Here is a 21,991-nt window from a genome sequence, read left to right as displayed (position 1 = left end):
TTTCTATTGTTCGAATGTCCCTAAGGTATCAAGAATTTGTTGGTAAAAATCTGTCCGGCTTAATTGGTCACGATGCAATTCTTGACCGATGCGACCGTCTTTAATGAACAAAATGCGTTGGCAATAACTGGCTGAGAAGGGGTCATGAGTGACTAATAAGATTGAAACGGCTTGTTCTTGATTGATTTTTGTGAACATGTCGAGTAATTCGCGGGCGGACTTAGAATCTAACGCCCCAGTTGGTTCATCACCGAATAAGATGGCGGGTTCATTGATTAATGCCCGGGCCGCGGCGACCCGTTGTTTTTGTCCCCCAGATAATTCATTAGGATAATTACTTAAGAATTCGTTGATGCCTAATTGGGTGGCAACTTGTTCAACGGCTGGTTTGATTTTTTTGCTAGCCACGTTTTGTAACATCAATGGTAAGGCGATGTTTTCATAAGCGGTCATCGTTTCAAGTAAGTTAAAATCTTGGAAAATAAAGCCAATTTCATTCGCGCGAAAGTCAGCGAGTTGGTTCCCTTTCAAATGCGTGATGGGTTGTTGGTGGATCGTCACTTCACCACTAGTTGGTTGGTCTAAAGTTGCCAACATATTAAGTAAGGTGGTTTTCCCCGAACCAGAAGCCCCCATGATGCCGACGAATTCGCCAGGTTGGACGTCGAAGTCGATCCCCTTTAAGGCTTCATATTGTTTGCTGCCGGCTTTACCGTAAGTCTTGTGTAAGTCGGTAACCGTCATAATTGGTGTAGTAGGCATAATTTCTAACTCCCTTGTTTTTAAGTTGATTTGTTATTTGGTTAATTACTTATGTAACTAACTATAAAGGCAACCAGCCTGACTGTCAACTATTATCGGAATTTTAAAAAAAAGATCCCCGCAAAAGCCTTGTGATAACAGACTTTTGCGGGGATCACTTTTTTTTGCGTTAGCGTTAGCAGTGCCAGTTTTGGACCTAGTTAGTTAGTGCTTTAGTGGGGAGGTAACTAACCGACTAATGAACCAGCATGGCAAAAAATAAAAACCGCCGTCATTAGCGACAGCGGTTTAGGGGACTTGCATTATTTGACAACGGTAACTTGGACGGTGCGGTAACCAAAGCGAATCGCTTTAGATGTGCTCATATTTAAGTCAATGCGCCGACCTTTGATTAAACCACCAGTATCAGCAGCAATGGCGGTGCCATAACCTTTAACTTTGACTTTTGAGCCTAACTTGATGACCCGTGGATCAACGGCGATGACTTTTTTCTTTTTGCTGTTTACAAAATAACCAGACGCGGTCCGACCACCTAAACGAACGGCGTCGTAACCAGTTGCTTTAACAGCGTACGTTTTACCTTTTTGCAAGCGGCTCGCGGCAGCAACGGCTGGGGTGGCTGAATTACAAAAACTTTGGACGGTGATTAAGCCGACTGTGACGAATAAAGCGACCATTAAAGTTTTAACGATGGTTTTCATATTGTAAGCATTCCTCCAAAAATTTTTTCCCGAATTAACAATGATTCTTATTATAGCGAGTCGGGGTTGCAAGTCAGTGACTGCCAGTTAACAATTTATGTACAACTGTTACAGTTCGATTACGTGGGGTCTGCTTTTGTGATTGCAATCCCTAGCTGGCTAGCCTAAAATTACGAGTACTGATGTTAGGCGCGATTAATTAGGAGGAAAACAGTGAAAAAAATTTTAGTCTTGCATACCGGTGGGACAATTGCGATGTCTGCCGATGAAGCTGGTAATATGGCCCCCGGGGCACAAAATCCATTAGATAGTTATGAATATCCATTTGCTGATGACATCGAATTAACCACTGAAGATGTGTTTAATTTGCCATCGCCACATATTACACCGGCGCGGATGTTGGAATTAAAGCAACGGATTGCTAAAGCCGCCCATGAAGGCATCGATGGTGTCGTGGTCACACATGGGACCGATACCTTAGAAGAAACGGCTTATTTTTTAGATTTAACGTTGCCAAATGAATTACCAGTTGTCGTGACAGGTGCGATGCGTTCCGCTAACGAGATTGGCTCAGATGGGCTACACAATCTAGAAACAGCGATTCAAACCGCCAGTACCCCGGATGCTGCCGATAAAGGGGTCTTAGTGGTCATGAATGATGAGATTCATTCAGCCCGTTACGTCACGAAGACGCATACAACGAACGTGGCCACATTCCGGACCCCAACGTTTGGCCCGATTGGGTTAGTTGCTAAGCATGGCGTCGTCTTCTTTGAATCTTTGTTACGGTCGACGGTTTGTCCGATTCAAAGTGTGGCCGAAAATGTCTTTTTGATCAAAGCCTATGCTGGGATGGGGCCAGAATTATTTGACGCCATCGCGCAACCGACGACACAAGGGGTCGTGATTGAGGCGTTAGGTGCCGGTAATTTACCGCCAGTAACGTTGCCAGCTGTGCAGAAATTAATCGATATGGGTATCCCAGTCGTACTAGTTTCCCGCTGTTTTAACGGTATTGCCCAAGATGTTTATGATTACGAAGGTGGGGGCGTCCAGTTAAAACAAATGGGCGTGATTTTCTGCCAAGGCTTAAATGGCCAAAAAGCACGGATTAAACTGTTAGTTGGGGTCAGCGCTGGGATGTCGACTGACGAATTAGCTCGCTTTGTCGCAACTGCTAATTCTTAATGACAACTAATTAAACGAGTTGGAGACAAAAGTCTTCGAATGTTGACAGCCAGTTAGCAAGTGTTCTCGTGCAGGGACCGACTGGCGCCAAAGTACGGTCGCTAGCCTCGCTTTTGAGCTTAGCCTAACCCGCTAATCTCAAAAGACGTCCTTGTTCTAAGCCGAGAAAAACACTCGCCAAAGAACAATTTCAGCACGTTCACGCTTGCTAACCGGCTTCTAGGTTGTCGTTGCTAAATTACACTTATCATTAAAAATACAAAGAAGTACGTATCTAAATGAAGTGCCCTACAATCATTAGACTTCTCGTCTAACAATTGTAGGGCACTTCACAAGTGGGTACGTACTTCTTTGCGTTGTAACGAAATGCTCAATTTAGTTGGAGGTCAGCAGTAATGGAAGTTGCCGTGCAAGTGGTGTAAATGCCGGCGATTTTTGCCGACATTTACACCACCGACAGCTTTGAAGATTGGCGGGGTGGGCCAAGCTTCAAAGTGAGGTGCGAGACCGCTTTTTAGGCTCGCGCCGGTCGCCACGACAACTGGAATTACTGCTGGCCGGAAGCGAAAAGCATCGGTAGTCACGGTTTTGCCGCAAATGCATTTTTGAACGATTCAACTCATAAAAACTAGCAATATGTTGGCAGCTTTTATGAACCAAAATGGTTTTTGATGCCAAATACTGGTTTTAAAGATTAACCTCACTGATTTAACAAGTTTTGCCGCACTAAACGGGCTAAATACTTTTGATGAATCAAGTTGGCATGGGTAATCCCATCTTCATTAAACGTCATCTGTGTGTAGCGTTCAGCTTGGTGCATAAAGAGTTTCTTCCCAGCAGTGACACTACTTAGCGGCACGATATCGTCGGTGCCTTTGCCAGTATCGCCAGCAACATTGACGACTGAATGCAAGCTTTTGAATTGACTGCGATGGTTAAGCAAGGGGGTAAATAGCGTCGTGTCAGGCTTTTTGGTGTTGGTGCCTAAGAAAGGCGTCCCAACTAACATGATGCTCTGCATTTGAATGGGCTGGCGATTACCTAAGCCGGCCAAATAACGAGTTAAGATAACGCCGCCGTTAGAATAACCAAGGGCATTCGCGGTTTTTAACCCTAGGCGACGTTGTAAATAGTGCATGGCCTTAGCGAGCCCATTCGTCTGTTCAACCATTGTGGCATTGTTGTCGGTACTATTTTCAAAATGAATGGCAATAATCGTATCATTTAAGGGCGTGTTTTTTGTGCGCGTTTCATTAAAGCTGATTTTTTGGTTTGCCGTGATGGTTAACTTAACGACTGGATGTTGATATTGGGCGTTTAAGCGATCAATCAAATCATCAAAGTCACTTGGCTTACTATCACTACCTGGGACTAGAATTAGTGGTCGCTGTTGATCAGAAATCACATGGCTTGTTTTGTCACTGTGAATTTGATTGCTAAGACCTAACCCGATGATTAAGAGTAGAAACGCGCCACAAGCCATGAGCCCCCAGATAATTTTTTTAGACATATGCGGACCTCATTTCAGATAATCAAGCTTCGATGATTAAAATTAGAAGCGTTCAGCAATGAGTGGCCGATCATTTAAGGGCTGGACTGCGCGGTTATTGGCCGCAAATAAGTGTTGATAAGCGGCTAATTGGGCTTCACCAATCATGACACTGTCACCACAAACGTACCATTCAACGGTTTCAGTTAATGGTGGCGTGGTGAGTGACCCGAGGTAATGATAAACCGTACCAGTATCCGGCAATAGTTCGGTTAAATCAACGGGTTCAGTTAAGTCGTGACTCGTCTGTGGGGTGAATTGATCAAGTAACCCTTGGAAGCTCGCGTTGGGTTTGCCTAACCGACCGAAAATTGCCACGACAGCTAATTGGCCGGTAGCGCTACGATGAACGAGGTGCCATTCGATTGGTGCGGCAACGCCATCAATCAAGTGTTCTGCTGGCGTGTGGAAGTGGATCTGGTCAAACGTGAAATCCCGATCATTTAAATAAGCTAAACCGGTCCCAGTTGCTTTTAAAGTTGTGGTGTCGTCAATCACGGTTTTGGCTTGGTATAAGCCGCGCCAACTGATTGCAGATAATTGTGATGGTTGTGCCGTTGCCGTGGCAATGTCGATTGGGGATTGGTGGTCACCGCCAACTGGTTGCCAAGTGGCTTGGGTTGTATAGTCGAGTGTCATAGATAAAACCTCCGTTTAAAGTGATACTTTTATTTTCTCACCGTTGACAGCTTTGTCAATTAATGGTGAACATTTCTAATCGCTAAGTAGGCTGACCATGGTAGAATAAAAGTATTGATAATCTTATAGAATAGGTGGACTGTATCATGGCAAAAGAACGTGTGTTAACAATGCAACAAGGCATCAATTTCCGGGAATTAGGCGGCTACCCAACCCAAGATGGGCATACATTAAAATGGCAAAAAGTCATTCGGACGGGTAATTTAAGTCAATTAACGGAAGCTGATTTACAATTTTTAGATCAATACGGCGTCCGTTATGATATTGATTTTCGTTCACCTAAAGAAGTTTTAGATGATCCCGATCGCGTTCCTGGTAATGCAAAGTATCAATTTGCGCCAGTTTTCAATGTGGATGAAACGCGGAACTCAGATGGTACCGACAAGATGACGGCTAACTTAGAAAAGCATCCTGATAGTGGCTATCGGCATATGCTCAAAGTTTATCGGATGATTGCCACTGAACAACATGCGAAGAATGAATATCGACGCTTTTTCGATAATTTGTTAGCTAACGATCAACCTAATGAAGTGTTATTGTTCCATTGCACAGCGGGTAAAGATCGGACCGGGATGGGCGCCGTTTATTTGTTAAGTGCTTTAGGCGTTGATCCCCAAACGATTCGCCAAGATTACTTGTTGAGTAATGAAACATCGATCAAGCGGATTAACGGGATGGTCGCTAAAGCCCAAGCACAAGGCGTCTCACCTGAAATGTTGACGAGTATTAAAGCGTTGTGGTCAGTAAATGGTGACTATTTGGATGCCGCTTTAGCCGAAATCAAACGGCAATCAGGCAATATGCAACATTATTTACGGACGGAATTAAAATTAACTAAAAATGAATTAGCAGATTTGCGGCAACTGTATTTAGACTAAAGGAAGTGGTACGATGCGGTATTTAACGAGTCCTAGTCATGACATACGTACGAATTTAGCGATTGAAACGTATCTAATGGAACAGGCCGATTTGTCAGAACCGATTTTATACTTCTACGTCAATTCTCCTTGCATTATTGTGGGGCGCTACCAAAATGTTTTGGCCGAAATCAACCAAAAATACGTGACCGACCATGATATTATTTTGACCCGCCGGACATCCGGTGGTGGCGCAGTTTTCGATGATTTAGGCAATGTCAGTTTTAGTTTTATTACCCAAGATGATGGCCATGGTTTTGGTAACTTTAAACGGTTTACTGAACCGGTCATTCGTGCACTACACGCGATGGGTGCGACCGGGGCCGAGTTAAGTGGCCGCAATGATTTAATGATTGATGGTAAAAAGTTTTCGGGTAATGCCATGCATGTGGAAAATGGCCGGATGTTTTCACATGGCACATTGATGTATGATGTCGATCAAACGCAGATTAGCCATGCGTTAAATGTGCCGGCTGACAAGTTAGCTTCTAAAGGCATCAAATCCGTTAAAAGTCGGGTCACGAATTTGCGGCCGTACTTAGACCCGAAATACCAGCATTTGACGATTGAAGGGTTTCGTGATATTTTAGCCCGCGAGATTCTAGGTGTCCGGGACTTAGCTACGGCACCAACGTATCCGCTAGATGCCGCGGCGCAAAACGGGGTGGCCGAGCTTAATCAACGTTACTTTAAAAACTGGGAGTGGATCTATGGGCAATCACCTGCTTTTGAAGTCACGCATCGTAACCATTTTCCAGCCGGTACGGTCGAATTTCGGCTGCATATTGAGCAGAGTCGCATTGCCGGCATCACCGTTTACGGTGATTTCTTTGGGGCACAACCGGTCCAACCCGTATTAGATTGTTTGACGGGGGTAAAGTATACGAAAGCCGCAGTTACCGCTGCGTTAGCGCCGTTTGATTTGACGCACTATTTTGGTAAGATCGACCGGGATTCCTTGATCAAATTAATTGTTGATCAAGGTTCTGAAAATAGTTAAATATACTTTTGCTTTATATCGTGAAATCGTTTACAATATAGGCAGCAATCAGGAAAATATATTGTTTTAAATTAATTAGCTAAAGGAGTTATTTAAAATGCACAAGTTTGTTGCGATTGTCGGTACTAATTCTGATAATTCGACTAATCGAAAGTTATTGCAGTTTATGCAAAAGCATTTTGCAGCACAAGCTGATATTGAACTCGTTGAAATCAAAGGTTTACCACTATTTAATAAGCCTGAAAATAAGCAAGTTCCAGCAGCAGCCCAAGCAATTGCGGATAAAATCGATCAGGCTGATGGTGTCATTATTAGTACTCCTGAATATGATCATTCGGCACCAGCCGTTTTGATGAATGCACTGGAATGGTTGTCATATTACATCCATCCATTAGCTGATAAGCCAGTGATGATTATTGGTGCTTCATATGGTGCATTGGGAACTTCTCGGGCGCAAGAACATTTACGTCAGATTTTAGATTCACCAGAATTACGGGCACGCATTATGCCAAGTTCTGAATTCTTGTTAGGCCATTCATTACAAGCATTTGATGATGATGGCAACATGATTGACCAAACCAAGTTAGCGAAATTGGCCGGATTGTTTAGTGACTTTGAAACTTTCGTTGAGTTGACGAAAAAATTGAATCACGCAAACGAAGCCAACCGCGAAGAAATTCACGACCTGGATTGGGCCAACTTATAACGAGAGGAGTCTTATTTAATGAAGTTAGTTGGAATTGCCGGTTCTGTAGCAGATAAATCTTATAACCGGATGTTATTAAAGTATATTGCGAGTCACTTTAGTGACCAAGTGGATATTGAACTTTTAGATATTAACGATGTGCCATTGTTCAATCAAAGCGATGATCAAACCAATGGTGATGCGGTTCAATATTTAAATCATAAAATTATGGCCGCTGATGGGGTAATTATTGCCACGCCGGAACATAATCACACGATTACGGCTAGTTTAAAGAGTGTGATTGAATGGTTATCCTTTAACATTCATCCACTATCGGGTAAGCCAGTGATGATCGTTGGGGCTTCTTACTACGATCAAGGCTCATCGCGGGCTCAATTGAACTTACGCCAAATCTTAGAATCACCCGGTGTTGATGCCATCGTCATGCCTGGTAACGAATTCTTATTAGGCGATGTTAAAGAAGCTTTTGATGACAATCAAAACTTGAAAGATGACCGCACAGTATCCTTCTTAAAAGAAACGTTAACGAAGTTTATGAAGTTTGTGAAGGTGATTAATACGATGAATAAACCAGAAGATCCCGGTTGGGAAGCAGAAGACCTAGAAGCTAAGGGCAAAGTTGAAACGACCGTTGAAGGCGTGGACATGCATGCTGCTGACTGGGTTGAAAAAGCGGCTGAAAAGACGCATGCCGCTGAAGGTGATGACTACGTGAAGTTAGATCGTGGTTTGTTAACGGTCAACCAGTTGAATTACTTCTTAAATTCAATGCCAATCGAATTGACTTATGCGGATGCCAATAATCAATTCATCTATTACAATCACTTCTTGGAAGCTAAAGACATGTTGGCTTCACGGACACCAGGTCAAGCGGGTAACCCAATGGCTGACTGTCATCCTAAACGGGCGATTCCACACGTTAAGCAAGTGATCCATATGCTACGCAGTGGTCAAACGGACATGTTCCGTTTGCCAGTACCTGGCATGGGGCCCGATAAGTATGTAATGCACTATTACAAGGCGATGCATGATGCCCAAGGCGAATACAAAGGTATCAATGAATTAGTCTTAGACATTATGCCAATGATCCAATATTACTTAAAGCATACCGGTCAAATGTTAGTTAAAGATCCTGACGCCGATACAGATGCCGTTTCTGGCGCATCAACTAATGTTAAACCAGAAAAGACCGACGCGGTTTCCGGTGCTTCTAGTGATGCTGAACCAGAAAAGCCAACAGTGGATGAAGTTTCTGGTGCCTCAGCTGATGCTGAACCAGCACCAAAACCAACTAAACCAGATGTTGATGAAGTCTCTGGGGCTTCAAGTAATAGCTAAATTTAATAAATCAGTTTGCAGTCATCTTAAGTGATGGCTGCTTTTTTATTGTTCGGTTATTTACTAATAAATAAAATAATATTAGGATAGCGATTAAAATCATCTTTTCCAGCCTTAAGCGATGAATTGATAGTAAATTCAACTAAAAAAATTATTATATTAAGTGTTTGACTGACTAGGACTATTTTATTAAACACGAACATTAAAATGTTAATTTATAGATAAAGTTAAGAAATTCGTTGACAGTGACGACCTTGCTTGCTAAACTAATGGTGAAAACAAGGAAAGAGGGATTGAGATGGCGAAGGTTAGTTTAGTGATGGGTTCCATTTCGGATTGGCCAACCATGCAGTTGGCTGCCGCCCAATTAACCGCGTTGGGGATTGAATATGAGCGGCATGTGATTTCGGCACATCGAATGCCAGACACGTTGCAACAATATGGCCAGCAAGCTGCTGAGCGTGGCTTACAAGTAATTATTGCGGGTGCTGGTGGTGCCGCGCATTTACCAGGCATGTTAGCCGCCAATACAGTTTTGCCAGTCATTGGTGTGCCGATTCAATCAAAGGCGCTAAATGGGATGGATTCACTATTATCGATCGTGCAGATGCCTGGCGGTGTACCAGTTGCCACGATGGCAATCGGTAACGCTGGGGCAACGAACGCTGCCTTAATGGCCGCTCAAATATTAGGACTTCATGATCAGAACATTCAGCAAGCAGTACTTGAGTTTCGGCAACAACAACGGCAGGAGGCTGAACAAAGTGAACACCAATTCTAAGCAACCGATTTTACCACCTGCAACGATTGGGATTGTTGGCGGTGGTCAGTTAGGGCAAATGATGGCTTTAAGTGCCAAGAGTATGGGTTATCACGTCGGTGTTTTAGATCCGACACCCCAAGCTCCGGCGGCCCAAGTTGCTGACTTTCAAGTCACGGCCCCATATGATGATCAAGCCGCTTTAATTGAACTCGCCAAACGTAGCGATGTCTTAACCTATGAATTTGAAAATGTTGATGAAGCGGCACTTAAAGCCGCGCAACAATATACGGCACTCCCTCAAGGAACCGCGTTACTGCATATTACCGGTAACCGGCTCAATGAAAAACAATTCTTACACGATAATGGCATCCCCGTTACCCCGTTTGCGGCGGTAACCGATGCGCAATCTTTAAACTATGCGTGCCATCGAATTGGCACCCCATCTATTCTGAAAACAGCAGCTGGTGGCTATGATGGTCACGGCCAAGCTGATTTAAATCAACCAACACCGACCGATGCGAGTCTCGCATTATTAACGCAACCTTGTATTTTAGAAGCCCGGCAAACGTTCCGCGCAGAAGTCTCAATGATGGTCACGCGCAGTGCTGCCGGGGTCATTACGACTTTTCCATTAGTTGAAAATCGACATCAACATCATATCTTGCATACGACAATTGCCCCGGCCAATGTTGGCCCAGCGGTTCATGATGCGGCGCAAAAAATCGCCGTTTCAATTGCCGAAGCACTGAAATTACGCGGCGTTTTGGGTATCGAGTTTTTCGTTTTACCAGATGATCGCTTATTAGTGAATGAACTGGCCCCAAGACCTCATAATTCCGGGCATTATACGATTGAAGCTTGCAACATCTCACAATTTGAAGCCCATATTCGCAGTATTTGTGGCTTGCCGATTCCGGCAATTACCCAAACACAACCGGCTGTAATGCGTAATTTGTTAGGTGCGGACTTAACGGTTGCGCGGGAAAACTTAATCAATCATCCCGAATGGCATTTTCATGATTATGGTAAGGCTGATATTAAGCCACAACGTAAGATGGGCCATATTACGGTTTTAGATCAGGACTTGAATCACGCATTAACGACATTGGATATCTTGAAGGGAGCTCAATGAGCATGACTGCAATTGTAAAAGGTGATTTGTTATATACCGGGAAAGCCAAAGAAATGTACACCACGAATGACCCAGATATTTTATGGGTCGCATACTTAGACCAAGCGACTGCTTTAAATGGGAAGCGCAAGGTTGCAATCGACCAAAAAGGCTTATTAAATAATCGAATCTCTAGCTTGATCTTCAAGGACCTAGCTAAACATGGGATTCCGAATCACTTTGTGCAGCAATTATCCGATCACGTTCAATTAGTGCGCCGGGTCAAAATGATTCCGCTAGAAACGGTAGTTCGTAATGCGGCTTCCGGGAGTTTTGAACGTAAATTTGACGTTGATCACTTGACTAAATTCGCGACGCCGGTGATGGAATTCTTCTATAAGAGTGACGCATTGGATGATCCATTTATCAATGACTCCCAAATTGAAGCTTTAGGGGTTGCCACGCAAAATACCTTAACGGAAATGCGGCGCCAAGCCTTGTTAGTTAATCAACGATTACAAACCATTTTTGCTGAAATGGGCGTCCAATTGGTTGATTTTAAAATCGAATTTGGATTAACGGATCAAGGTCATGTCTTATTGGCGGATGAAATCTCACCAGATAGTTGTCGGTTGGTCGATGAAAAGACCCAACAGTCTTTAGATAAAGATGTGTTCCGTAAGAACTTGGGCGATTTAACGACGGTGTATCAAGAAGTCTTAACCCGGCTAGCAGCGGTTGAAGGGAGCCAACAATAATGTACTTAGTAAAAGTGTATGTGACCTATAAAGAATCAATTCTAGATCCCAAGGGTGAAGCGGTTAATGATGCGTTACACCGCCTTGGTTATACCAATGTTCAATCAGTGGTATTAGGCAAGTATTTTGAATTGAAGTTGGCTGCTAGCGATCGGCCATTGGACGCCGAAGTAGATGAGCTATGTGATCGTTTATTAGCGAATGTGAATATGGAAACGTACCGTTACGAGATTACCGAGATGGAGGCGCTATAAGCCATGAAATTTGCCGTACCAGTTTTCCCGGGTTCTAATTGTGACCATGATATGGTCAATGCTTTACGTGATATTTTAAACATGCCAGCTGATTTAGTGCCAGCGACGACGACTAATTTAGATCAATATGACGCGGTAATTTTACCGGGCGGCTTTTCGTACGGTGATTACTTACGTAGTGGCGCGATTGCCCGGTTTGCGCCGGTTATGACGGCGGTCAAAGCGTTTGCGGCTGCTGGCAAACCAGTGATGGGGATTTGCAATGGTTTCCAAATCTTGACGGAAGCGGGGTTGTTGCCCGGCGCTTTACAAGCTAATCGGTCTTCAAAGTTCATTTGTCAAACAAGCCCCTTAGTGGTCAAAAACACGACCAGTCAATTTACAACAGCTTATGAACCTAACCAACAAATTCAATTACCGATTGCGCACGGTGAAGGTAATTACTATTGTGATGAGGCCACGTTAGCTGAATTACGGGCACATCAACAAATTTTATTTGAATACGTGGATAATCCAAATGGTAGTGTGGCCAATATTGCCGGGATCATGAATCGTCAAGGGAATGTTTTAGGGATGATGCCACATCCAGAACGGGCAGTCGAAACGATTCTAGGCTCGACAGATGGGCTAGGTATCTTTCAATCATTGATTGCCAACCAGCAACAGGAGGTCTCACATGCTTAAAAGTATGGAATTAACACCAACTGATTTACGGGATACGAAAGCTTACCGCGATTGGGGCTTAACGGATGATGAGTATCACCTGATCACTGATCAAGTTTTAGGCCGCTTACCTAATTATACGGAAGCTGGATTGTTCTCTGGCATGTGGAGTGAACATTGTTCGTATAAAAATTCCAAGCCAGTGTTAAAGAAGTTCTGGACACAAGGTGAACAAGTCTTAGAAGGTCCTGGCGAAGGGGCGGGCATCATTGATATTGGCGATGGTCAAGCGGTGGTGTTTAAGGCCGAAAGTCATAATCATCCATCAGCGGTGGAACCGTATGAAGGGGCCGCAACTGGGGTCGGTGGCATTATTCGTGATATTTTCTCGATGGGTGCGCGGCCAATTGCCTTGTTAGATAGCTTGCGGTTTGGTGAACCAGAAGATGCCCATACGAAGTATTTGATCTCACAAGTTGTTGCGGGTATTGGGGGGTATGGCAATTGTATCGGGATTCCAACGGTTGGTGGCGATACGGTTTTTGACGCCAGTTACCAAAAGAATCCACTCGTTAATGCCATGTGTGTTGGTATTTTAGACCAAGCTGATATTCAAAAGGGACAAGCGACTGGGATTGGTAATAGTGTGATTTATGTCGGTGCTAAAACCGGGCGTGATGGTATCAATGGGGCGTCATTTGCCTCTTCAGAATTTAATGATGCCAAGGAAACGCAACGCTCAGCGGTCCAAGTGGGCGATCCATTTATGGAAAAGTTACTCATGGAAGCTTGTTTAGAAGTAATTCATGATCATCGTGAGGTGTTGATTGGAATTCAAGATATGGGCGCTGCTGGGTTAGTGTCATCCTCAGCTGAAATGGCCTCGAAAGCCGGCAGTGGCTTGTCATTGAATTTAGATTTAGTACCGCAACGCGAAACTGGGATGACGCCATTTGAATTGATGTTGTCTGAATCACAAGAACGGATGTTGTTATGTGTTAAAGCCGGTGCGGAAGCTGAAATCTATGCGGTATTTGAAAAGTATGGACTCGATGCCGTCACGATCGGCCATGTCACTGAAGGTCATCAATACCAGTTGTTCCATCATGACCAACTGGTCGCAGATGTGCCCGTTGACGCCTTAGCCACTAAAGCGCCAGTTTATCAACGGGATAAAAAACGACCTAGTCGCTTAAACAAGCAGAGTCACCATCAGTTTATGCCGCGGCTAGTCGATGCGACTGGCACATTAAAGAAAATGCTGCAACAACCAACGATTGCGTCTAAAAAAGCAATTTATGAAACGTATGATTCACAAGTGCAAACCAATACTGTCATCAAACCCGGTTCTGATGCTGGGGTGATTCGGATTCGACACACGGATAAGGCCTTAGCAATGACGACTGATGTCAATGGGCGGTACTTATACTTGAACCCACGAGTCGGTGGCGAAATTGCTGTCGCCGAAGCCGCACGAAACATTATTGCTTCCGGTGGTTTGCCATTAGGGATTACGGATTGTTTGAACTATGGTAATCCAGAAAAGCCGGAACAATTTTATGACTTAGATGAATCTGCGATGGGGATTGCCCGGGCTTGTCAATTATTCAATACCCCGGTCATCTCTGGCAATGTGTCTTTGAATAATGAATCGAATGGTGAAGCCATCTATCCAACGCCAATGATTGGGATGGTTGGTTTGATTAAACATCAACGTGATATCACGACGCAAGATTTTAAGCACGCCGGTGATGCGGTCTATGTTTTAGGGTCGACCGATGCTGATTTTAATGGTAGTGAGTTACAGAAAATGTTAACCGGTAAAATTGCTGGGGAACTCTTTGATTTTGATTTAGTGACTGAAAATCAAAACCAACGTTTATTATTACGGGCGATCCAAAAAGGCTTAGTGGCCAGTGCACATGATGTTTCAGAAGGTGGGCTGATTACGGCGATTGCTGAAAGCTGCTTTGGTCAAGGCTTTGGTGTGAAGCTAACCAGTGAGATTCCATCAACGAACTTTTTTGCTGAGACGCAATCACGCTTTGTTATTTCGGTTACCGCTGAACACCGGGCGGCATTTGAAAGTTTAATGGAACCCTATGCGACTTATTTGGGGCAAACAACGTCAGATGATCGGTTGTTTATTCAAACCGCTGATCAAGCCTTTGATTTGAAAGTGAGTTTTGCCAAACGACTTTGGGAAGGGGCCTTACCATGCCTACTGAAGTAAAAGGGTTAAATGAAGAGTGCGGGGTGTTTGGCGTTTGGGGCTCACCCGATGCGGCCCAATTAACCTATTTTGGGTTACATGCGCTCCAACACCGTGGTCAAGAAGGTGCTGGGATTACCGCCAATGATGCTGGGACTTTGAAGTCAGAACGTGGATTGGGATTGTTAGCCGATGTCTTCCGTGATCCAGCCCGCTTGAACCGGTTAACGGGGACGGCAGCAGTTGGGCACGTCCGTTATGCAACTGCGGGTAATCATGGTGTGGAAAACATTCAACCGCTTGAATTTAACTTTAGTGATGCCCAGTTTGCACTGGCACACAATGGTAATTTGACGAATGCAGTGAGTCTACGCCGACAACTCGAACAAGCCGGGGCAATCTTTCATGCCAGTTCAGATAGTGAAATCTTGATGCATTTGATTCGTCGTAGCACGGCGCCAACGCTAAGTGGTCAAGTAAAAGCTGCATTGCGCCAGGTTCAAGGGGGCTTTGCTTACTTGTTGTTAACCAATGATCGTTTATTTGCAGCTTTAGATCCGAATGGATTTCGACCATTGGTTGTTGGGCAATTGCCAGCGGGTGGTTACGTTGTTTGTAGTGAAACTTGCGCTTTAGATGCAGTGGGCGCGACCTTTATTCAAGACGTGCATCCGGGCGAGTTGTTAACAATCGACAGTAATGGCTTAAAAATCGATCAATATACGACTGAGACGCAATTGGCAATTTGCTCAATGGAATTTATTTATTTTGCCCGTCCTGATTCAGATATTTATGGGGTGAATGTGCATTCAGCTCGTAAGCGGATGGGAGCGCGACTGGCACAAGAACAACCGGTTGATGCTGATATCGTGGTGGGCGTACCAAATTCGTCTTTATCAGCCGCAACTGGCTATGCTGAAGCCAGTGGGTTGCCTTATGAAATGGGCTTGATTAAAAATCAATATTCGTCACGAACGTTCATTCAACCAACCCAAGCGTTGCGTGAACAAGGTGTTCGGATGAAATTATCAGCGGTCAAAGGGGTCGTTGCGGGTAAGCGTGTTGTTTTAATCGATGATTCGATTGTTCGTGGCACCACAAGTCGCCGAATCGTCAAACTCTTAAAGGACGCCGGGGCGAAGTCGGTGCATTTACGGATTGCGTCACCGCCATTACGCTACCCTTGCTTTTACGGAATCGATATTCAAACGACACGCGAACTGATTGCTGCCAATCAAACGATTCCCCAAATGTGTCAATCTTTTGGCGCTGACTCGTTAGGCTTTTTGAGTGAACAAGGTGTTATCGATGCGGTTGGCTTAAAGGTTGATGCACCGTATGGTGGGCTATGTATGGCTTACTTTAATGGTGACTATCCAACACCACTATATGATTATCAAGCTGAATATGACGAAGAAATTCGGCAGTTACAGTTAAAACAAGCACACTAATTGGGGGGTGAGCAGTTGAGCGATGCATATAAAAAAGCCGGTGTTGATATTAATGCCGGTTATGAAGTCTTAAAAACGGTCAAAGAAATGAGCGGCAACGCACAATTAGGGGCCTTTGGTGGTGCTTTTCCATTGAGTGACGCCCCAGATGCGCCAGTGTTAGTGGCGGGCACTGATGGGGTTGGGACTAAGTTATTGGTCGCGATTGCCGCCAAACAACACACGACGATTGGGATTGATTTAGTGGCCATGTGCGTCAATGATATTTTAGCGCAAGGCGCCCAACCACAATTCTTCTTGGATTATTTGGGCCTCGGTCATACTGATCAGGCCCGCGTAAAAGCAATTCTACAAGGCGTTGTCACCGGGTGTGAGCAAGCTGGCACGGCACTGATTGGTGGTGAGACGGCTGAAATGCCCGATATGTATGGTCAAGACCATTACGACTTAGCCGGCTTTGCCGTAGGTGTCGCGACTCGGGCCGACTTGTTGCAACCTGAAAATGTCCAAGCGGGTGATGTCTTAATTGGATTACCATCTAATGGCTTGCACGCTAATGGCTTTAGTTTAGTTCGTGATATTTTATTTAAGCAACATGACTTTGCGCTGGATCATATCTTTCCAAGTTTAGGTCATGAGTTACAAACGGAATTATTACGACCAACCAAGATTTATGTGGCGAGTGTGTTGCCATTATTAAAGCAAAAGTTGGTTGCCAGCATTGCACATATTACTGGCGGGGGGCTGATCGAAAACGTGGCCCGCGCGTTGCCGACCGGATTAGCCGCCCATTTCCAAATGGGTAGCTGGCCAATCCCCGCAATCATGCCGTTGCTGGCTGATTTAGGGCAACTGACAACTACGGATGTGCGAAATACATTTAATCTCGGCTTAGGCATGGTTCTAGTTGTTCATCCAGAACAAGTAGCGGCAGTAAAAGCAACTTTAACTACCCAACAACAACCTTTCTATGAAGTTGGTCAAGTGACGACCGGTTCAACGCCAGTTGTCTTTGAGGAGGCAGCGCATGCTTAAGCAACTTGCTGTTTTTGCTTCTGGCAACGGGACAAACTTTATTGCGCTACACGATGCAATAAAAACACGCCCAATTCCGGCTACGATTGCCTTACTGATTTGCGATCAACCTAAAGCCCCCGTGATCCAAAAGGCGCAGGCCTTAAATGTCCCGGTGTTAATCGTCGATTTTCATGATTACGCCAATAAGGCGGCGGCTGAGCAGATCATCTTAACGGCGTTACAAAAAGCGCAGGTGGATGCGATTCTATTGGCCGGTTATATGCGGATTATTGGCCCAACGTTATTAAATGCCTATCCTCATCGTATCTTGAATATTCACCCAGCTTTATTACCACATTTTCCTGGTCGGCATGGCATTGAAGATGCGTTTGCTGCAGGGGTCACTGAAACGGGTGTCACGATTCACTATATCGATGCCGGGATTGATACCGGTCAGATTATTGGCCAACGACCAGTGGCGGTAAAACCAGATGATACCCTCACTAGTTTAGCCACCCGGATTCACACCGTGGAACATCAATTTTATCCAGACGTCTTACAGTCACTCATTAATGAAGGAGCTATTTAAATGACAAAACGGGCCTTATTAAGTGTATCTGATAAACAAGGATTAACGGATTTTGCAAAAGGATTAGTGCAATTAGATTATGAACTGGTTTCCACGGGGGGGACTAAAAATGCCTTAGAAGCTGCTGGAATTCCAGTTATTGGCATTGAAACCGTCACTGGTTTTCCAGAGATGTTGGATGGACGGGTCAAGACCTTACATCCAAATGTCCATGCGGGCTTATTGGCGCGGCGCGATGTGCCAGCCCATATGGCACAATTAAAAGACGCTGGGATTACGCCAATTGATATGGTCGTGGTTAATTTATATCCATTTAAAGCAACCATTCAACAACCCGATGTGACGCAGGCTGAAGCTATCGAACAAATTGATATCGGTGGCCCATCGATGTTACGTTCGGCTGCGAAAAACTTTGCGGCGGTCTTGCCAATCGTTGATCCAGCTGATTATCAAGCCGTCCTCAAGGCCTTGGCTGACGATGCGATTACGCCAACGTTCCGGCAACGACTGGCAGCTAAAGTGTTCCAACACACCGCTGCCTATGATGCCTTGATTGCCCAATATTTGACGACTGACGAATTTCCAGCTAAGTTGACGTTGACTTACGATAAGAAACAAGCCTTGCGGTATGGTGAAAACAGTCATCAACAAGCGGCCTTTTATGAAAATGCCCTACCAACGCCATTCTCCATCACTAATGCGCAACAATTGCATGGTAAGGAATTATCCTATAACAATATTAAAGATGCCGATGCGGCTTTACGAATGGTCAGTGAATACGATCAACCCGCGATTGTCGCGATGAAGCACATGAATCCATGCGGCGTTGGCCTAGGGGATAACCTAGAACAAGCCTGGGATAAAGCTTATGCGGCTGACTCGATTTCAATCTTTGGTGGGATTATTGCCGCTAATCGTCCGGTTGATTTAGCAACGGCTGAAAAGATGCATCAATTATTCTTGGAAATCATTATTGCACCAAGCTTCGACGACGATGCCTATGCGGTTTTAGCTAAAAAGAAAAATTTGCGGTTATTGACCGTTGACTTTGATCAAGCGCATACTGCTGATAAGTTTGAAACGATTTCAGTTGGCGGGGGCTTATTACGTCAAGAAGTAGATGCTAAATTTGAAGCGCCAGCTGACTTTACGGTGGTGACGAAACAACAACCAACGGCGGCGCAATTGAAGGCATTAGCCTTTGGCCAACAAGTGGTCAAACATGTGAAGAGTAATGCGATTGTGGTGACAACCGCTGATCGGACCTTGGGTGTTGGTTCAGGCCAAATGAATCGGATTGATTCAACTAAAATCGCGATTGAAAAAGCCATGAGTAAACCAGGTTATGAAAATGCCATTTTAGCTTCGGATGCGTTTTTCCCAATGAATGACTGTGTCGAATTTGCGGCTCAACATGGGATTCGCGCTATCGTGCAACCTGGTGGGAGTATTCGTGATCAGGATTCGATTGATATGGCGGATAAATATGGCATTGCAATGGTCACAACAGGTGTCCGGCATTTCCGGCATTAATTGAACTTAAGTAAAGGAGGCGGTAAGATGGCAACAGTATTGGTAATTGGAAACGGTGGTCGGGAACATGCCATTGCTAAAGCAATGTTAGCAAGTTCCCAAGTGAGCGCGGTGTATTGTGCCCCGGGAAACCCTGGTATGACGCTTGATGGCATTCAGACAGTTGCGATTGCGGCTATGGATTTTGCAAGTTTAACTGACTTTGTCCGTCAAAACACGATTGATTTAACGTTTGTCGGCCCCGAAGTTCCATTAGCCGCTGGGATTGTCGACTATTTTCAAGCGGCTGGACTGGCTATTTTTGGCCCCCATCAAGCCGCAGCCCAGTTGGAAAGCTCTAAGGTATTTGCCAAATCCTTTATGCAGCGTCACCAGATTCCAACGGCCGCTTATCAGTTATATCATGAGTTACAAGCGGCCATTGCCTATAGTCAAACGGCGGCGCTACCGCAAGTTATTAAAGTGGATGGCTTAGCCGCTGGCAAAGGGGTAACGGTGGCAACGAGTCATGCCCAAGCAGAACAAGCCTTAACTGCCGCTTTTGACCAGACCGATACGGTGTTGATTGAAGCGTTTGTTGCCGGCTTTGAGTTCTCACAAATGGTTTTAGTGGGTGGTGACCAGTATGTTTTGTTACCGACGGCCCAAGACCATAAACGGTTGGCTGATCATGACAAAGGCCCTAATACTGGGGGCATGGGGGCGTATTCGCCCGTGCCACAAATTACCCCAGAGATTGTGCAACAAACGGTTGCCACAATTATTGAGCCCACGATCAAAGGATTAAAAGCCGATGGGTTGAGTTTTGAAGGTGTCATCTATGTTGGTGGTATTTTAACGGCTCACGGGGTCCAAGTTATTGAATATAATTTGCGTCTAGGTGATCCAGAAACCCAGATCTTATTGCCCCAACTGGAAGGTGACTTCTACCAAGTGATTGTTGACCTGTTGCAACATCGCCAACCAACGGTGCGCTGGCAAACCGCGGCAACCTATCTGGGTGTCGTCTTGGCCGCACCAGGCTATCCCGGTGAACCTACCAAAGGGGTGCCAGTGCCGACGGTGGCAGGTGCTGACTACGCTAGTGTTGCTGGTACGCCGGCACACTTAGTGAGTGCTGGTGGTCGAGTGATGATGGTCACTGCTAAAGCGGCAACATTAACGGCTGCTCAAACAGCGGTGTATCAGCAATTGTCACAACTAGAAACTGGGTCATTAGTTTATCGACATGATATTGGCGATAAGGGACTACAACCAATCACGTTTTAAGCCTGAATGAAGTGCGGGTACACAAAAACGGTTTACTTAACCACCATCATGGTTAAGTAAACCGTTTTTTGATTAAGCCACAAAGGCGAAATATAAGATAAAGATGACCATCATCGCCCACATTAACGCGTTGACTTCACGCCAACGGCCTTTAACTGACATGGTGATCGGGTAGAAAATGAATCCAACGGCAAGCCCTTCTGAAATACTATAAGTTAATAGCATCATAATCATGGTGAAGAAGGCTGGTACCGCGATTTCAAATTTTGTCCAATCAATATATTGGACGTTTGATAACATCAAAATCCCGACGATGATTAATGCCGAAGCGGTTACTGCGGATGTAATCACGGTTAAAACGGGTGAGAAAAAGGCAGCAATAACGAACAATAAGGCTGTAAATACAGATGAGAGCCCAGTTCGCGCGCCAACGGCAACACCGGAAGTCGATTCGACATAGGCCGTCGTTGGGGAAGTCCCAAAAATGGCCCCGATTGTGGTCGCTAAGGCACCACTGAATAACGCTTTACCAACGCCTTTGACTTCACCGGTTTTATGATCAACCATCCCAGCTTCGGTCGCAACACCGACCAAAGTCCCCGAGGTATCAAATAGCCCAATAATAAAGAACGTTAAAATGACGATGATCATTTGAAACGAATTGATTTGACCAAGATGGGTAACCGCGGCACCAAAGATTGGTTGAACACTTGGCACGCCACTAACGATCCCGGTTGGCAATGGAATCACCCCAAAGATCATCCCAACAGCGGCTGTAATGAACATGCCCCAGAAAATCCCCCCGGTGACGTTGGCAGTCACTAACATCACGCCGACGATAATCCCAAAGATCGCAAGTAAAACCGTTGGGCTGTGTAAGTTACCTAAAGCCACGGCATTAGATTTGTTAGCCACGATAATCCCTGACGTTTGTAAGCCAGAAAAGGCAATAAATAAACCAATCCCAGCTGAAACGGCATATTTTAACGCACTGGGAATTAAGTTAATTAACTTATCACGCAGCTTGGATAACGTTAATAAGATGAATAAAATCCCAGCAACCAAGACACCGGCTAAGGCAGTCTGCCATGGAATGTGCCATTCTTGCACCACGGTATAAGTGAAGAAGGCGTTTAAACCCATTCCGGGAGCTAAAGCCACTGGAAAGTTGGCGATAAGTCCCATCAATAAACAACCGACGATAGCTGCTAACACGGTGGCCGTAAAGACCGCCGTCTTGCTCATGCCGGCACTCCCTAATAGTTCGGGGTTTACGGCTAAGATATATGACATGGCCAGAAAAGTTGTCAGGCCACCAATCAGTTCACGACGGACTGAAGTGCGGTTTTCCCGCAAATGAAATAATTGCTCTAAAATTGTCTCCCGCTCCTAACATAATAAAAAGTTAACAATTCAACAATTATTCAGTATAACATACTGCTTTTTACGTGAATAACAAAATTTGTACCAACCGATTATTAGCGGGCAACAAAAAAGCTAGGCAACCCGTG

21 protein-coding genes are annotated in these 21,991 nt (G+C 44.9%); 16 read left to right on the top strand and 5 right to left on the bottom strand.

What is annotated here, in order from left to right; translation table 11 throughout:
- Positions 1–3 precede the first annotated feature (3 nt).
- Complete coding sequence (locus tag FFM75_RS02250; RefSeq protein WP_137627573.1) at positions 4–762, bottom strand: ABC transporter ATP-binding protein; 759 nt, start codon at positions 760–762, stop codon at positions 4–6.
- A gap of 302 nt (positions 763–1,064) precedes the next feature.
- The gene (locus tag FFM75_RS02245) at positions 1,065–1,463 is read right to left on the bottom strand and encodes a 3D domain-containing protein (protein WP_137627572.1); all 399 of its coding nucleotides are present in this window, start codon (positions 1,461–1,463) and stop codon (positions 1,065–1,067) included.
- 213 nt (positions 1,464–1,676) lie between these two features.
- Here FFM75_RS02245 and FFM75_RS02240 point away from each other — a divergent pair, with 213 nt between their 5' ends.
- Positions 1,677–2,651, top strand: a complete 975-nt coding sequence (locus FFM75_RS02240) for an asparaginase (RefSeq protein ID WP_137627571.1) — start codon at positions 1,677–1,679, stop codon at positions 2,649–2,651.
- Positions 2,652–3,351: 700 nt separating this feature from the next.
- Here FFM75_RS02240 and FFM75_RS02235 read toward each other — a convergent pair.
- Positions 3,352–4,161, bottom strand: a complete 810-nt coding sequence (locus tag FFM75_RS02235) for an alpha/beta hydrolase (RefSeq protein WP_137627570.1) — start codon at positions 4,159–4,161, stop codon at positions 3,352–3,354.
- 42 nt (positions 4,162–4,203) lie between these two features.
- Positions 4,204–4,839, bottom strand: a complete 636-nt coding sequence (locus FFM75_RS02230) for a carbonic anhydrase family protein (protein WP_137627569.1) — start codon at positions 4,837–4,839, stop codon at positions 4,204–4,206.
- Positions 4,840–4,985: 146 nt separating this feature from the next.
- Between FFM75_RS02230 and FFM75_RS02225 the strand changes: the two genes are divergently transcribed.
- The 15 genes from FFM75_RS02225 to purD all read left to right on the top strand — a co-directional run bounded on the left by FFM75_RS02225 (position 4,986) and on the right by purD (position 20,480).
- The gene (locus tag FFM75_RS02225) at positions 4,986–5,777 is read left to right on the top strand and encodes a tyrosine-protein phosphatase (protein WP_137627568.1); all 792 of its coding nucleotides are present in this window, start codon (positions 4,986–4,988) and stop codon (positions 5,775–5,777) included.
- Between the two features lie 13 nt (positions 5,778–5,790).
- Positions 5,791–6,816, top strand: coding sequence for a lipoate--protein ligase (locus FFM75_RS02220; protein WP_137627567.1), 1,026 nt, complete (start codon positions 5,791–5,793; stop codon positions 6,814–6,816).
- 97 nt (positions 6,817–6,913) lie between these two features.
- Positions 6,914–7,522, top strand: coding sequence for an NADPH-dependent FMN reductase (locus FFM75_RS02215; protein ID WP_137627566.1), 609 nt, complete (start codon positions 6,914–6,916; stop codon positions 7,520–7,522).
- An 18-nt stretch (positions 7,523–7,540) separates the two neighbouring features.
- Positions 7,541–8,860: an NADPH-dependent oxidoreductase gene (locus tag FFM75_RS02210; RefSeq protein ID WP_137627565.1), complete on the top strand. Its 1,320-nt coding sequence runs from the start codon at positions 7,541–7,543 to the stop codon at positions 8,858–8,860.
- A 298-nt stretch (positions 8,861–9,158) separates the two neighbouring features.
- Positions 9,159–9,641 (top strand): 5-(carboxyamino)imidazole ribonucleotide mutase, encoded by a 483-nt coding sequence (gene purE / locus FFM75_RS02205; RefSeq protein ID WP_137627564.1) that lies wholly within the window; start codon positions 9,159–9,161, stop codon positions 9,639–9,641.
- Positions 9,625–10,755, top strand: coding sequence for a 5-(carboxyamino)imidazole ribonucleotide synthase (purK, locus tag FFM75_RS02200; protein WP_137627563.1), 1,131 nt, complete (start codon positions 9,625–9,627; stop codon positions 10,753–10,755). Before purE ends, purK begins: the two co-directional genes overlap by 17 nt.
- A gap of 2 nt (positions 10,756–10,757) precedes the next feature.
- On the top strand, positions 10,758–11,492 hold the full coding sequence (gene purC, locus FFM75_RS02195) for a phosphoribosylaminoimidazolesuccinocarboxamide synthase (RefSeq protein ID WP_137627562.1): 735 nt from the start codon (positions 10,758–10,760) through the stop codon (positions 11,490–11,492).
- Positions 11,492–11,746, top strand: coding sequence for a phosphoribosylformylglycinamidine synthase subunit PurS (gene purS / locus FFM75_RS02190; protein WP_137627561.1), 255 nt, complete (start codon positions 11,492–11,494; stop codon positions 11,744–11,746). The genes purC and purS overlap by 1 nt, the downstream gene beginning before the upstream one ends.
- Before the next feature lie 3 nt (positions 11,747–11,749).
- On the top strand, positions 11,750–12,430 hold the full coding sequence (gene purQ, locus FFM75_RS02185) for a phosphoribosylformylglycinamidine synthase subunit PurQ (protein WP_137627560.1): 681 nt from the start codon (positions 11,750–11,752) through the stop codon (positions 12,428–12,430).
- The gene (purL, locus tag FFM75_RS02180) at positions 12,423–14,642 is read left to right on the top strand and encodes a phosphoribosylformylglycinamidine synthase subunit PurL (protein WP_137627559.1); all 2,220 of its coding nucleotides are present in this window, start codon (positions 12,423–12,425) and stop codon (positions 14,640–14,642) included. The genes purQ and purL overlap by 8 nt, the downstream gene beginning before the upstream one ends.
- On the top strand, positions 14,627–16,072 hold the full coding sequence (gene purF, locus FFM75_RS02175) for an amidophosphoribosyltransferase (RefSeq protein WP_137627558.1): 1,446 nt from the start codon (positions 14,627–14,629) through the stop codon (positions 16,070–16,072). The genes purL and purF overlap by 16 nt, the downstream gene beginning before the upstream one ends.
- Positions 16,073–16,087: 15 nt before the next feature.
- Positions 16,088–17,107 carry a phosphoribosylformylglycinamidine cyclo-ligase gene (gene purM / locus FFM75_RS02170; protein WP_137627557.1) on the top strand — a complete coding sequence of 340 codons (1,020 nt, stop codon included), beginning with the start codon at positions 16,088–16,090 and terminating at the stop codon, positions 17,105–17,107.
- The gene (gene purN / locus FFM75_RS02165; RefSeq protein WP_137627556.1) at positions 17,100–17,678 is read left to right on the top strand and encodes a phosphoribosylglycinamide formyltransferase; all 579 of its coding nucleotides are present in this window, start codon (positions 17,100–17,102) and stop codon (positions 17,676–17,678) included. The genes purM and purN overlap by 8 nt, the downstream gene beginning before the upstream one ends.
- Positions 17,679–19,211 (top strand): bifunctional phosphoribosylaminoimidazolecarboxamide formyltransferase/IMP cyclohydrolase, encoded by a 1,533-nt coding sequence (purH, locus tag FFM75_RS02160; RefSeq protein ID WP_137627555.1) that lies wholly within the window; start codon positions 17,679–17,681, stop codon positions 19,209–19,211.
- A 27-nt stretch (positions 19,212–19,238) separates the two neighbouring features.
- Positions 19,239–20,480, top strand: coding sequence for a phosphoribosylamine--glycine ligase (purD, locus tag FFM75_RS02155; protein WP_137627554.1), 1,242 nt, complete (start codon positions 19,239–19,241; stop codon positions 20,478–20,480).
- A gap of 72 nt (positions 20,481–20,552) precedes the next feature.
- On the opposite strand, the gene FFM75_RS02150 is transcribed toward purD, so the two are convergent.
- Entirely contained in the window at positions 20,553–21,836 is a 1,284-nt protein-coding gene (locus FFM75_RS02150; RefSeq protein WP_137627553.1) for an NCS2 family permease, read from the bottom strand.
- Between the last annotated feature and the right edge of the window lie 155 nt (positions 21,837–21,991).

Origin of the sequence: Lactiplantibacillus daowaiensis, assembly GCF_005405085.1 — a bacterium.
Classification (GTDB): domain Bacteria; phylum Bacillota; class Bacilli; order Lactobacillales; family Lactobacillaceae; genus Lactiplantibacillus; species Lactiplantibacillus daowaiensis.
This window is presented reverse-complemented; position numbering and strand designations above follow the sequence as displayed.

Bases quoted from the DNA above. Each gene is read 5' to 3' on its own strand.
- FFM75_RS02230 (WP_137627569.1), bottom strand. From the start codon at position 4,839: ATGACACTCGACTATACAACCCAAGCCACTTGGCAACCAGTTGGCGGT.
- purN (WP_137627556.1), top strand. From the start codon at position 17,100: ATGCTTAAGCAACTTGCTGTTTTTGCTTCTGGCAACGGGACAAACTTT.
- FFM75_RS02215 (WP_137627566.1), top strand. From the start codon at position 6,914: ATGCACAAGTTTGTTGCGATTGTCGGTACTAATTCTGATAATTCGACT.
- purF (WP_137627558.1), top strand. From the start codon at position 14,627: ATGCCTACTGAAGTAAAAGGGTTAAATGAAGAGTGCGGGGTGTTTGGC.
- purC (WP_137627562.1), top strand. From the start codon at position 10,758: ATGACTGCAATTGTAAAAGGTGATTTGTTATATACCGGGAAAGCCAAA.
- purE (WP_137627564.1), top strand. From the start codon at position 9,159: ATGGCGAAGGTTAGTTTAGTGATGGGTTCCATTTCGGATTGGCCAACC.
- purQ (WP_137627560.1), top strand. From the start codon at position 11,750: ATGAAATTTGCCGTACCAGTTTTCCCGGGTTCTAATTGTGACCATGAT.
- purL (WP_137627559.1), top strand. From the start codon at position 12,423: ATGCTTAAAAGTATGGAATTAACACCAACTGATTTACGGGATACGAAA.
- purH (WP_137627555.1), top strand. From the start codon at position 17,679: ATGACAAAACGGGCCTTATTAAGTGTATCTGATAAACAAGGATTAACG.
- purS (WP_137627561.1), top strand. From the start codon at position 11,492: ATGTACTTAGTAAAAGTGTATGTGACCTATAAAGAATCAATTCTAGAT.
- FFM75_RS02250 (WP_137627573.1), bottom strand. From the start codon at position 762: ATGCCTACTACACCAATTATGACGGTTACCGACTTACACAAGACTTAC.
- purD (WP_137627554.1), top strand. From the start codon at position 19,239: ATGGCAACAGTATTGGTAATTGGAAACGGTGGTCGGGAACATGCCATT.
- FFM75_RS02225 (WP_137627568.1), top strand. From the start codon at position 4,986: ATGGCAAAAGAACGTGTGTTAACAATGCAACAAGGCATCAATTTCCGG.
- FFM75_RS02235 (WP_137627570.1), bottom strand. From the start codon at position 4,161: ATGTCTAAAAAAATTATCTGGGGGCTCATGGCTTGTGGCGCGTTTCTA.
- FFM75_RS02220 (WP_137627567.1), top strand. From the start codon at position 5,791: ATGCGGTATTTAACGAGTCCTAGTCATGACATACGTACGAATTTAGCG.
- FFM75_RS02210 (WP_137627565.1), top strand. From the start codon at position 7,541: ATGAAGTTAGTTGGAATTGCCGGTTCTGTAGCAGATAAATCTTATAAC.
- FFM75_RS02245 (WP_137627572.1), bottom strand. From the start codon at position 1,463: ATGAAAACCATCGTTAAAACTTTAATGGTCGCTTTATTCGTCACAGTC.